Origin of the sequence: Yersinia similis, assembly GCF_001053095.1 — a bacterium.
Taxonomy (GTDB): Bacteria; Pseudomonadota; Gammaproteobacteria; order Enterobacterales; family Enterobacteriaceae; genus Yersinia; species Yersinia similis.
The window spans coordinates 1-13,003 of the sequence record NZ_CGBP01000031.1 but is presented as its reverse complement, the minus strand read 5'-3'; the positions used below and the strand labels follow the sequence as shown (position 1 = coordinate 13,003).

Genomic DNA, 13,003 nt, shown 5'->3' with positions numbered 1-13,003 from the left:
TAAATCTATATGGAGATAGAAATGAATCAGGCTAATTATGATGAGATTCTTCAAGACTATTTTTTTAGTAAATCATTAAGGCCTGCAACAGAATGGAGCTATCGGAAGGTGATTAATTCCTTTAGACGTTATATTGGTGACAATCTGTTGCCTGGTGAGGTTGACCGACTAACCGTCTTGAACTGGCGGCGACATGTCTTGAACAAACAAGGGCTTTCATCAATAACCTGGAATAATAAAGTGGCGCATATGAGAGCTATTTTTAACCATGCGCTTTTACATGATCTTGTCTCATTCAAAAATAATCCGTTTAATGGCGTTATTGTCAGACCTGATGTGAAACGAAAAAAAACACTGACTCAATCTGAAATTAAAAAAATTTATTTGATTATGGAAGCGAGAGAAAGGGAAGAGCATGTTGGAATAATGGGTAAATCACGATCTGCATTAAGACCCGCATGGTTCTGGCTCACGGTGGTTGATACATTGCGTTATACCGGCATGAGACAAAATCAGCTCCTGCATATACGCTTGGGAGACGTTAATCTTAATGACGGGTGGATAAATCTACGGCCAGAAGCCTCGAAAAATCACAAAGAGCATCGGATACCCATAGCCCGAGTGTTACGTCCTAGACTGGAGCGGCTGGTTGCCACGGCGATAGAAAAGGGGGCTAATCAAGTGGATCAGTTATTCAACATCAGCCGGATTGACGGGAGAAAAGAGACCGTCACTGAAAATATGGACAGTCCCCCGTTACGTTCTTTCTTCCGCAGGCTTTCAGTCGAATGCCGTTGTACGATTAGCCCACACCGATTTCGACACACTATCGCCACTGAGATGATGAAATCACCGGATCGTAATCTGAAAGTGGTTCAGACCCTGCTAGGGCATTCAAGTATTGCGGTCACGTTGGAATATGTTGAGGGCGATATAGACAGCCTCAGATTGGCGTTGGAAGAGACTTTCGAGAGAAAAGAGGTTTTTTAAAAAAATCGGCATAACAGAAAGAAAAAACTACCGCTTTCCTTAACAGGATATTGACAGGAGCGCTGAAAAACTGTCAATATCCTCCGCCTTAAGACGCAAGAAAACCGAAGTTTGTCATCGACATCCTCCGGTTTCTTCGTCCCGTATGTTCAACCAAGGTGTAGTAATTGCAGCCTACTTGCACGATGATGATCCGGGTACTTTTTCATGCCCGTTAAGAATATTTATCCTTAACGAACAGGTTTTGAATAATGGTGCCCGGACTCGGAATCGAACCAAGGACACGGGGATTTTCAATCCCCTGCTCTACCGACTGAGCTATCCGGGCAACGGGGCGCATTAAACCGTATTGTCATCAAATCGTCAATGAGTTTCTCATATAAAGGCGATCAACTGCTCTCTTTTCAAACAAAAAACGTTAAAACGATATAATCATGCCTATTTATGGAACGCAGCTAACTATTTCATCTGGTTGATTTATAGATTTTTTATTTTTCTGACTCGTTAAATAACAATGGCTTAGATATTCACTAAATATGCATTTTTATTGGTTATCAAGGGTTGAACCCTCTGGTAAAACATGCAACTATTGCGCAAATTTTAGCATTACAATTCATGTCTATAGTTCATATCATTTCGAGTATTCAGGTAGGAGGCGGTTATGACAGTTTTACACAATCCCATGCATATTGAGCGCCTCACATGTCCTCTTTTCTGCTTTATTTCTACTAAGCCCCTTATTTCTTCCATGCGGTAAGGCTACCTTTTGCTCACTGTTAGGCATTATTAAAAATAGAGCAGAGTCTCTGATTTTACTGATGTCTATTGGTCGATGCTGAGACCAGTTCACCTATCCCTCAGGCGTGTATTTCCGCCGGGGAAATGTGCGCATTTAATGACATCAATTTACCGGCATTGCATTAGTGTTCCGCGCTATGCGATGTCATCGATATGCCAAAATGGCAGCCTCATACCTGACCGTCTGAGAGTAAGTGATATGACACTATTAAAAATAGCAACAAGCGCCCGCCTGGCTTCTTATGTAGAAACTCAGCGCGGAGTGGTGTACCTCAATCAGACTGATTTTACTGATGTTGCCGCCGTGGTAATGTCGGTTGAAGATGCAAATGCAGGTATATTGTCAATGCTGCATGGCCTTGGTTTTGCTATTCCTGCGTTTATTGCCGTGACGGTAGAACAGACGGTCTCTGCTGATTATTTGCCCTTGATTAAAGGTGTCATTACGCTTGGTGAAGCAAATAAAGCTTTTTATAACGCTCAGGTAGAAGCTGCCGCCAGTGAATATCAAAAGAATCTCTTACCACCTTTTTTCTCAACACTGAAAAAATATGTCGAGATGAATAACTCGACCTTTGCTTGCCCTGGCCATCAGGGGGGCGAATTTTTTCGCAAGCATCCTGCAGGACGCCAGTTTTTTGAATTCTATGGTGAGACGATTTTTCGTTCAGATATGTGTAATGCGGATGTCAAATTAGGTGATTTACTTATCCATGAAGGGGCGGCAAAAGATGCACAGAAATATGCTGCTAAGGTATTCAATGCCGATAAAACCTATTTTGTCCTGAACGGTACCTCGGCGGCCAACAAAGTCGTGACCAACGCTCTACTGACTCGTGGTGATTTGGTGTTGTTTGACCGCAATAACCATAAATCTAACCATCATGGTGCGCTGATCCAGGCGGGCGCAACGCCAGTTTATCTGGAAACGGCCCGTAACCCCTTTGGTTTTATTGGTGGCATTGATGCGCACTGTTTCAATGAAGATTATTTACGTCAACAGTTGCGTGAAGTTGCTCCCGAGCGTGCAGAAGAGACTCGGCCATTCCGATTAGCGATCATTCAATTGGGTACCTACGACGGCACGGTATATAACGCCCGCCAAGTAGTTGATAGCATTGGTCATTTATGCGATTACATTTTGTTTGATTCTGCTTGGGTGGGTTACGAACAATTTATTCCGATGATGAAGGATTTCTCACCGTTATTGCTGGAATTAAATGAAAATGATCCTGGAATTATTGTGACTCAATCGGTACACAAGCAGCAGGCTGGTTTTTCTCAGACCTCTCAGGTACATAAAAAAGATAATCACATTAAAGGACAGAAACGTCACTGTAACCATAAGCGTTTTAATAATGCCTTTATGCTACATGCATCGACCAGTCCGTTTTATCCATTATTTGCGGCATTGGATGTTAATGCCAAAATACACTTTGGTGACAGTGGCCGCCGTATGTGGATGGATTGCGTAAAACTCGGTATTGAAACTCGTAAATCATTATTGGCACGCTGTTCGATGTTACAGCCCTTTATTCCTCCAATTGTTGGCGGTAAAAATTGGCAAGATTATGCTACTGATGTGATTGCCAATGATGCGCGCTTCTTTAATTTTGTCCCAGATGAACGTTGGCATGGATTTGAGGGATATAACCAAGATCAGTATTTGGTTGATCCGTGCAAATTATTGCTGACGACGCCGGGAATTGATGCCAGCACTGGCCGATATACTTCGTTTGGTATTCCGGCGGCTATTTTGGCGACTTTCCTGCGTGAAAATGGGATTGTGCCGGAAAAATGTGATCTTAACTCGATCCTGTTCCTGCTGACCCCTGCAGAAAATACCGCCAAAATGGCACACTTGGTTGATATGCTGGTGCAGTTTGAACGCTATGTTGAACAAGATGCGAAGCTGTGTGATGTATTACCGACGATCTATCGTAAGAATGAAGAGCGTTATCACGGTTATACCTTGCGTCAGTTATGCCAGGAAATGCATGACCTGTACGTCAGCCATGACGTTAAGCAATTGCAAAAGGATATGTTCCGTAAAGCCAGTTTCCCGCGGGTAGTCATGAACCCACAAGACGCCAATATTCAGTTTATCCGCGATAATATTGAGCTGATCCCTATTGCTGAAGCTGAAGGCCGTATTGCCGCCGAAGGAGCCTTGCCTTATCCGCCGGGTGTGTTGTGTGTGGTGCCCGGCGAAGTTTGGGGGGGGGCGGTTCAGCGTTATTTTCTGGCGTTGGAAGAGGGGATTAACTTACTGCCAGGTTTTTCACCTGAGTTACAGGGCGTTTATATCGAAAAAGGTGATGTGTCTTGGCGGCGTATCTTTGGTTATGTGATCACGTAATAGTCTGATATTGCTCCGCACCACTAGCCGCGGCCATTTTTTAAATGATGGCCTCGGTATTACATTTCACTCCCCCTACCAGATAACGTCGTAGCCCATCTCTATTATTCATTCTTATCACTCATCGCGTTCTACCGGTGTTGCTGCATCTAGTTTTTACGCCCTTTATATTTTTATTCCTTAGATCATTTATCTTTTACACCACTTATCTCTTACATCGCCTACCCCTAACTCATCAGGGAAAACATATCTCCTATTTCTGTTATGTAGATCATGCTAATTGGCTGCATTTTGTTTATTAAACGGCTAATAGCAATAAACAAATATAATTAATAAATAAAATCAATGTGTTAATTAATGGGTGAAGATTGTTTTATTTTTGTGAATTAAAGCAATAACTGAGAGTAATTATTCATGTAACCTAAAAATAAGTCAAAAGCCTTTTGCGTGGGCAAATGACCATTTGATGATGATGAGAAATTGAGAGTGCCAGTTCGGGTAGTAGCATCTGTTCTTTGAAATAACGGCCGTAGTCAGTCAATCTGCCGAATTTAGTCTGATAACAACACTTATCCGCCCTGTATAACGAGAGGAAATATAATGAAAAAAAGACTAATTGGCCTGCTGTTGGCCGGTGTCACCATCTCAATGAGTGCCTCTGCCGCAGAGACACTCAAGATCGGCTTCGCTAACCGTACCTTGAATGGCGCTTTTTTTAATGGACTGACCGAATACATGAAGATTCATGCCAAGGAGAAAGGCTATACATTAATTACCACCGATGCCCGAGGCGATTTGAATAAGCAAATTGCTGATGTGGAAGACATGCTGTCACAGGGTATTAATTATCTGATACTCAATCCCCAAGATCCCCAAGCTGGCTTGCGTATTACTGAAATCGCCAAGCGTGCTGGTGTACCTACTGTGATCCTTGATAGTGATATCGCGCTTGAAGCTCCGGTTATCACGCGAGTTCAGGCCAATAATGCCAAAAATAACAACCTGATCGGCGAATATGCGGTGGGCCAGTTTGGTGATAAACCGATGAACTGCATTTTCCTCAGTGGTAACCAAGGTAATTTGGTCGGCCAGGCGCGTCGTGACAACTTCCTGCTGGGGGTTGCTGAAGCTCAGTTACGTAAATACAACCGCACTAATGTGAATTTTCTTAGCCAAGGGTGGGGGAATTGGGATCAGCAGGGCGGTTTGAAAGCTATGGAAGACATTATCGTGGCGCAGGGTGACAAAATTAACTGTGTTTACAGTGAAATGGACGATATGGCGTTAGGTGCCATCCGTGCGCTGAAAGCGGCTAACAAGCTGGATAATATCAAAGTGTATGCTCACGACGGGTATAAAAAGGGGCTGGAAGCCGTGAAAAAAGGCGAACTGCAAGCGACGGCCTCGAATAACCCAGACTTGCTGACTCGCACGGTGCTAGAGGTTATTGGTCAATATCAGGCCGGTCAGACGAGTTTTCCTGATTATGTCTATATCCCCTCCATTCTGATCACTAAAGATAACGTCGACAAATATTATAAAGAAGATTCGATTTTCTAACCGTCGTATCCCCCTGTTTACAGGGGGATATGGGAGACCGACCAGGTGGATCAGTACGCTATTGAAGTCATACAGGTGACGAAAAGCTTCGGGGGGATTCACGCGCTGAAGTCAATTAATCTGCAAATTCGCACCGGTAGCATTCATGCCATCATCGGCGAGAATGGTGCCGGGAAATCGACACTAATGAAGATCCTGTCGGGGATTTACACCAAAGACAGCGGGCGCATTATGATCCACGGAGAGGAGAAAAATTTTACTTCACCGATCCACAGTAAAGAAAACCGTATTGGCATTATTTATCAGGAGCTGGCGTTATCGCCGGACCTGACAGTAGCAGAGAATATTTTTCTCGACGATCTTGGTTTTGGCACCGGCATGATCAACTGGAAGCGTTTGAATGAAAAAGCCAGCGCCATCCTGAATGAACTGGGATTTCAAATCGATCCCCGCGCCAGAGTGGGGGATCTGAGCGTTGCCTATCAACAGATGGTCGAAATTGCTAAGTCGCTGGCCAAAGATGTCAACATTCTGATCCTTGATGAGCCTTCAGCGGTACTGTCAGGTAAAGAGGTCGCGATATTATTTACCCAGCTACGCAAGTTAAAGGAGCGCGGGGTGACCATCATTTATATTTCACATCGGTTGGAAGAATTGATGGTTATAGCTGATGTGATCACCGTCATTAAAGATGGCGAGACCGTCACTACCTTAGATCCTCAGTCTTGTAACGAAGACGAAATTATCACCAGCATGGTAGGGCGCAAACTGGAAAGCCTCTATCCCGAGAAAAATGAGCCAGGCAATGAGGTGGTCTTGGAGGTCAAAGCCCTCTCAACCCGTGCGCTGCTGCATGATATTAATCTGACATTGCATAAAGGTGAGATCGTCGGTTTGGCGGGCTTGGTCGGGGCAGGGCGTAGCGAAATAGCACGTTGTCTCTTTGGCATTGACAAGATAGCGGGGGGAACGGTGTTCAAGGCCGGTACGCCTATTCAGATTAATCACCCATCACAGGCGATGTCCCATGGGATTGGTCTGGTGCCTGAAAGCCGTAAGGAGCAGGGGGCGATTTTGGTACGCCCAATCCGCGAAAATATGACGTTATCGAATCTGAAGGCGGTTAGCGGATGGATGGGTTTTATTCGTCGCCGTCAGGAGCGAGAGACCAGCCAGAAGCTACAACAAAAACTGGCCATCAAACTGGGGTCGGTCGAGGATCCCATTGCCAGCTTAAGTGGGGGTAATCAGCAAAAAGTGGTCATCGCCAAATGGTTGAACACGGATTGCCATATTTTGATCTTGGATGAACCCACCCGCGGTGTTGATGTGGGAGCCAAGGCTGAAATTTATAACATCATTCACCAATTGGCCGAACGCGGTTATTCCATTTTAGTGATCTCATCGGAGATGGTTGAAGTGATTAATCTTTGTCATCGCATTTATGTGATGAGTGAAGGGCGCATTACTAAAGAGCTACAACATGATGATATTTCAGAAGAAAATATCATGCGCTATGCCATTCCCAAGCGCGAGATAATATTACATCGAGACAATATTACATAAAGGATAAGGTAATGGGATCCATAGTCAAAGAGGTTGATGACGTCAGGCAGGTGTCATTGATGAAGAGAACGGCGCTGTTCCTGCTAGACAACTCAACGACCGTCGTTTTTATTGTTATGTTGGTTGCGGCAGGTTTCTTCTCTGATCGATTTTACAGCGGGGATAATATTACCAATGTGCTGCGCCAAAGTGTTCCGCTTGGTCTGGCGGCATTGGGGATGTTGTTCGTCATTCTGACTGGCGGCATTGATCTGTCTATTGGCTCCATTATGGCATTTGTTTCGGTCTTGGTAGGGCTGTTGATCCCAGAGTTTGGGTTATGGCCTGCGTTGATTGCCGGTGTCGGTATTGCCACTCTGATGGGGGCATTCTCCGGTTTTCTGGTCACTTGGTTTAATATCGCGCCTTTTATTGCCACGTTGGCGATGATGACCATTGCGCGAGGCGTGGCACTGATTATTTCTAAGGGCCAACCGGTATTTATTGATAACGATGCTTTCGTAAACTTTGGTACGGGCTATTTCCTCGGGATCCCTTTGCCTGTTTATATTTTCCTCGGTTTTGCCATTATTTGCCAATTGGTATACAAAAATTCAGTCTTTGGCCGGTTGGTGGTGTCGATAGGCTCTAACGAAACCGCGACTCGCTTCGCGGGTATTCGGGTCAATAACTATAAGTTGGCCGTTTATGCTATCAGCGCATTTGCCTGTGGTGCGGCGGGTATCATTTCTGCCACCCGAACGGGGGTGGGATCACCGGTGCTGTCTATTGGGTTTGAACTGGATGTCATTGCTGCGGTAGTTGTTGGCGGGGCCAGTCTGGCGGGGGGGCATGGCAATGTGGTCAATACTATTATTGGCGTATTTATCCTGAGTATAATCTCCAATCTAATGAATTTAATGAATATTTCCGGCTATAACCAACAGGTGGTCAAAGGGGTTATTATCATCATCGCGGTGATGGTCCAAAGCCTGAAATCACGGAGTAAAGTCTGATTTTTTGGGATTCAGGACGATGTGCCACGATAAACCGCCGACAACGTCCCGGCTTCCTGGCCGGGACGTTGATCTAAATTGAGCGTAGCAGTAACTAAATAGAGGATAATAATATAGAGGGTAATAATGCCCTCTGTTTGTTAGAAATCGATACTGCCTTGCAATACAACCTGACGTGGTTCGCCGATAGCGATACGCAGGTTGTTAGCGCTCGACGGATAGTATGTCTTATCGAACAAGTTTTTCACATTAAGCTGCCATTTGAGTTGATAGCCGGATAGCGGCATCTTCCAGGCAACAAATGCGTCTGCCACCGTGTAGTTATCCAGCCAGAAACTGTTGGCGGCGTCGCCAGCACGTTTTCCGACATAGCGTGCGCCAATACCTGCTTTCACTTCATCGCCGGAAATCAATGAAGTGGTGCCGAAGTCCTGACTCAGAAACAGTGCCGCAGTGTGGCGTGCCACGTTGGGTAGGGAGTTACCATTGTTATCCGGGTCTTCAGTCAGGCGTGCATTGGTATAGGCATAGCTGCCAATGAGGCTCAGTGAGTCGGTCACTTCGCCAGCCATATCCAGTTCCAGGCCGCGTGAACGCGCCTTACCGGCGGTACGTGTGACAGTTTCTCCGTCCACCAACTCGCTGACCATAATGTTGCGTTTATGGATATCGTAGACCGCGAGCGTACCGGTTACACGGTTATTGATATCAATTTTGTAGCCCGCCTCCCACGATTTGCCGTATTCGGGGGGTAACGCATCAATGGCGGTGGCGATAGAGACGTTTGGTTTAAATGACTCGGTGTAGCTGACGTACAGGCTTGACCAGTCGTTCAGGTTGTAAACCACACCGGCGCGCGGCACCAAGCGGCTATCGGAACTGTCGGTATTCTTTTTGAATGGGCGGCCTTTACCGGCTATTACATCGAAGTTGTCGTAGCGCAGGCCACCGAGCAATAGCCAGTGCTCGTTTAGGCGCATCGAGTCTTGAATGAACAGCGCACGGCTATCGATATTTTCCCGCTGATCGCTATCAGCAGCACTGATGGCCGTGGATGGGGGCAGAGTGCCATAAATTGGGTCATAGACATTAAACCCGTTGTTTTTGCTGCCGCGTATCATGTCGCCACGGAAAATACGGCTGGCTTCATAATCGATACCAAACATCAGTTGGTGATTGGTGAACCCCCAATCGAGATCACCATTGACTATCCACTGCACCGCCTGCGAATGGCTCTTGGCGTTAGCGGTGGCGTCTGCCTGGCGGGTCAATACGCCGGTTTCAGCGTTAAATGCAGTGGCGCGCGCCTGATTATCACTATAACTATTGCGGCTAAAAGTATAATTTAGCTGTGTGGACCAGTACTCGTTCAGTTCGTGGTTGATGTTAAACGTGACTGTGTCTTGATCGCCGCGGGTGGCGTTATAGCTCTCGTCGAAACGGCGATCACGCGGAGTGTCGATGGGTTTGCCAGTGCGTGGGTCAATCACCGTGCCACGGTCGAACGGTACCAGATACTCCATTCGTTCCCAGGCGAGGTGTACGGTGGTGTCTTCACCGTACCAGTCAAGCGATGGCGCGACCACAGTTTGGCGGTTACGGCCAAAGTTACGCCAGTAATCGGTCTCCTGGTGATCGATAATCAACCTCCCGGCAAAACCGGATTCACCCAAGGGGCCTGTTACGTCAAGTTGGCCACCGCCGCCATTGAAACTACTAGCGCTGGCTTCCAAATGCACATGGGGATCGAGTTGTGGTTTTTTGCTGATCACATTGATCAGCCCACCCGGTTCATTCATACCGTATAGCATGGAGGAGGGGCCTTTCAGCACCTCGACGCGTTCGCTAGTGGGCGTGAAATTACGTGCCTGAATTGAGCGTATGCCATCGTGCAGAATTGAGCCGTCACGGTTATCGCCGAAACCGCGTTTAATCAGCGCATCTTGCGTGCCACCCAGCGTGTTGGATTGGGTAATCCCGCTGACAAAATAAAGTGCTTCGCCAAGATTGGTCACATCATAATCTTCCAGCACCGGATGCGTCACTACAGTTACGTTTTGCGGGGTGTCGATAATGTTGGTTGGCGATCGATTAGCTGTCACGCTGGTGGTCGCTTGATAGCTATCAGTTTGCGATCTATTTCTCTCAACGATTATCGTATCTTCTGCCAACACGGCAGTTGGCAGCAGTAGTGTGGACAGTATGAACGTAGAGGGTATAAACGTAGACAGCATGAACATGGATAGCATGAACGTGTTTATTTTATTCATTATCCAAATGACTCCAGAAAGTTCCTGTGAAATCCAGCGGCAAAAACTGCTGGTAAATAGTTTGCAGCGTATCCTGTGGTGAAACGTCGGCAAACAGGTGTGGATAAAGCGTTTTAGCGAAAAACTCCGCAGCCACCACATGCAGCGGGCTTAAATAGAAGTTGTGCCACAACCCCCAGGCGTGACCATTTTGAATCGCAGGAAGGTGCTGCAATTTGCTTTGCGTGGCGATAACGCGACGGAAACTCTCCTGCGCTTGCGAGGTGCTGACCTGTGGGCCGAGCGCCAGCGTTTGGGCTTGGCTGCCAGCCGTTGCCATGCCGGTAGCAATATAAATCTCTGGTGAACGGGCCAGCACATACTCTTCGCTAAGCTGGCCGAATACCCCTTTCACTTGCGCGGCAGCGATGTTGTCACCACCAGCAAACTCCAGCAGTTGGCCGAGATTGCCCTTTAGCGTGGTGGTGCAGCATTCGTCACCCCGTCCCAGATGCAGCTGTAGCAACACGCTAGGGCGCGGCCCCTGATAAGCAGCGATGCGCTGGTGGATACGCTCCATATGGGAGTGATACAGAGAAATAAAGGCTTCGGCGCGATCTTGGCGGTTCAGCACTTCGCCGAGTAGGCGTAGGCTGGGAATGGTGTTATTGAGTAGATCGACGCGTAAGTCGACGCGGATCACCGGGATATGCGCTTGCTTGAGCAGGGAAATTAGCGCGATTTCTTCATGAGTAGTTTTAGCGAGTACTGGCAGGATAACCAGATCTGGTGCCAACTCCAGCACCTTCTCCGGGTTGATATCGCGCAGGCCCGTGCTGCCCAGAGCCGGAATGTGGGTCATCTGCGGAAACTTATCAGTATATAGCGCCCAGCTTTGCGGATCGTATTTCTTCAGGTCCAACGGCCAGCCCACCACGCGAGCGGCGGGGTAGCCCGGTTCCAGCAACGCGAGGGTATATAGCATGCGGCTTTCACCTAACACGATACGCTGTGGGTTATCCGGAATCTCGATGCGTTGGCCGGTAATATCGGTAATCGTTTTGGCGCTAACTGCCCAAGTGCAGAGCAGGAAAATAAGTAACAACAGACGCATAATTATCACTGGCTAAAAAAAGAGGGCGAATGATAATCAAAATCGTTTGTAACATCAATTTGAGATATTCAAAAAAATGTATTGAAAGGTAAGATGGCCGCTGTAGGTACAGATGCCTGACACGCCCAGCCGATCCTCGCCGTTTAAGGGCGAGCTATCGGAAGGGGTGTCAGCCGCTTGATTGCTTATTTTTTCTGCCTACTAATCACTAATAGCGGCGATAGTTCTTCTGTGCGCTGTTCACTTTCACCAGATAACGGCGGGACTCACCTGATGGATGCTTGGTCGTGAGCGTTTGGAACACATCCCCTGGTGACATTGTGTTAATGATACCCACCGCCTTATTTTTATCGCTGTGGAACACGCGCAATACGCTACCTGCGCCGCCGTTGTAGGAGGTGATCACGGCATAACGCCGTGAGGTGGCATTTTGAATTCCACCTAAATAGGTATTTTGCAGAATAGATAAATATGCGGTGCCTGCGTCGATATTATTTTCAGGATCAAACAGATAGCTGCGGCTTGGTTGGCCACTTTTGCCTTTCAGTTTGAATACATCTTTCCCAGCGGTATGCTGAACCACTTGCATCAGCCCCAGTGCATCAGAACGGCTGACGGCATAGGGGTTGAAGCTCGATTCAGTTTGCATAATCGCCAGAATCAAAGATTCCTCCACGCCGTAACGTGCCGCTGATTTCCGCACCAATGGCAGGTATTTATGCGCCCGTTTGTCCAGATGGTTAGGCACTAACTGTATGGTAACCAACGAGATTACATGCAAACCGGAAGTCCGTGTTTGCATTTTGTTTTGTAGCAAATAATCAGCAAAATGGGCTGCCCGCCATTCCCAACGGATCGGTTCGCCATTGTTATCCAGCACCTGACCATAAAGGAACGGCTCTTTACTGATCTGAATATCATTTACATCAGAATAGAGGTCGATCGAGCCTGGATCGTCACCCATCAATAGCGTTGTGATGATCGCTTGACGTAAATGTGCCGCCGGATTGGTCGTGGCGATCGTCTCTATCGTAATAGTACCAGCATCAAAATTGATATGACTGCGGGTTTGATACTGGTCCGTGTACTTAACGTAATCTTTCGGACCAGCGATTAAGACTTCTTTTAATCCCCAAATATTTTCAATGTTATGGGCAAATTGGCCCATTAAAATCTCAAAGCCATTGGTGTCTTTGACAAAAACTTCGTTTTCTACCTGATTTTTGTTGCCCGAACAAGACACTAACAAGGGGGCGATTACCAGTAAAGCTAAAATTTTCTTCATCTTACAAGCCATATCTTGATGAGGAATTTACCCGTCATATTTCAAGCTACCAGTGCGTTGGCTGCCTTTGCTCACCCCAGTCACTTA

At 46.8% G+C, this 13,003-nt stretch carries 8 protein-coding genes and 1 tRNA gene; 5 read left to right on the top strand and 4 right to left on the bottom strand.

The features are described from left to right. The first annotated feature begins 21 nt into the window (after positions 1-21). Positions 22-990, top strand: coding sequence for a tyrosine-type recombinase/integrase (locus AC971_RS17835; RefSeq protein WP_012105761.1), 969 nt, complete (start codon positions 22-24; stop codon positions 988-990). Between the two features lie 252 nt (positions 991-1,242). Here AC971_RS17835 and AC971_RS17830 read toward each other — a convergent pair. After that, positions 1,243-1,318: transfer RNA gene (locus tag AC971_RS17830), tRNA-Phe, on the bottom strand. A gap of 669 nt (positions 1,319-1,987) precedes the next feature. Here AC971_RS17830 and speF point away from each other — a divergent pair. The 4 genes from speF (at position 1,988) to AC971_RS17810 (ending at position 8,268) form a co-directional block, all read left to right on the top strand. Beyond that, positions 1,988-4,147 (top strand): ornithine decarboxylase SpeF, encoded by a 2,160-nt coding sequence (gene speF, locus AC971_RS17825; RefSeq protein WP_025381153.1) that lies wholly within the window; start codon positions 1,988-1,990, stop codon positions 4,145-4,147. Positions 4,148-4,747: 600 nt separating this feature from the next. Further along, on the top strand, positions 4,748-5,707 hold the full coding sequence (locus tag AC971_RS17820; RefSeq protein ID WP_025381152.1) for a substrate-binding domain-containing protein: 960 nt from the start codon (positions 4,748-4,750) through the stop codon (positions 5,705-5,707). A gap of 45 nt (positions 5,708-5,752) precedes the next feature. After that, entirely contained in the window at positions 5,753-7,273 is a 1,521-nt protein-coding gene (locus AC971_RS17815; protein ID WP_025381151.1) for a sugar ABC transporter ATP-binding protein, read from the top strand. Between the two features lie 11 nt (positions 7,274-7,284). Next, positions 7,285-8,268 (top strand): ABC transporter permease, encoded by a 984-nt coding sequence (locus AC971_RS17810; RefSeq protein ID WP_025381150.1) that lies wholly within the window; start codon positions 7,285-7,287, stop codon positions 8,266-8,268. A 140-nt stretch (positions 8,269-8,408) separates the two neighbouring features. Here AC971_RS17810 and AC971_RS17805 read toward each other — a convergent pair whose 3' ends face one another. The 3 genes from AC971_RS17805 to mltC form a co-directional block, all read right to left on the bottom strand. Continuing rightward, positions 8,409-10,442, bottom strand: coding sequence for a TonB-dependent siderophore receptor (locus tag AC971_RS17805; RefSeq protein ID WP_038402338.1), 2,034 nt, complete (start codon positions 10,440-10,442; stop codon positions 8,409-8,411). An 88-nt stretch (positions 10,443-10,530) separates the two neighbouring features. Beyond that, entirely contained in the window at positions 10,531-11,631 is a 1,101-nt protein-coding gene (locus AC971_RS17800; RefSeq protein WP_025381148.1) for an ABC transporter substrate-binding protein, read from the bottom strand. Positions 11,632-11,839: 208 nt separating this feature from the next. Further along, positions 11,840-12,916: a membrane-bound lytic murein transglycosylase MltC gene (mltC, locus tag AC971_RS17795; RefSeq protein WP_025381147.1), complete on the bottom strand. Its 1,077-nt coding sequence runs from the start codon at positions 12,914-12,916 to the stop codon at positions 11,840-11,842. Between the last annotated feature and the right edge of the window lie 87 nt (positions 12,917-13,003).

Bases quoted from the DNA above. Each gene is read 5' to 3' on its own strand.
- AC971_RS17835 (WP_012105761.1), top strand. From the start codon at position 22: ATGAATCAGGCTAATTATGATGAGATTCTTCAAGACTATTTTTTTAGT.
- speF (WP_025381153.1), top strand. From the start codon at position 1,988: ATGACACTATTAAAAATAGCAACAAGCGCCCGCCTGGCTTCTTATGTA.
- AC971_RS17820 (WP_025381152.1), top strand. From the start codon at position 4,748: ATGAAAAAAAGACTAATTGGCCTGCTGTTGGCCGGTGTCACCATCTCA.
- AC971_RS17810 (WP_025381150.1), top strand. From the start codon at position 7,285: ATGGGATCCATAGTCAAAGAGGTTGATGACGTCAGGCAGGTGTCATTG.
- AC971_RS17800 (WP_025381148.1), bottom strand. From the start codon at position 11,631: ATGCGTCTGTTGTTACTTATTTTCCTGCTCTGCACTTGGGCAGTTAGC.
- mltC (WP_025381147.1), bottom strand. From the start codon at position 12,916: ATGAAGAAAATTTTAGCTTTACTGGTAATCGCCCCCTTGTTAGTGTCT.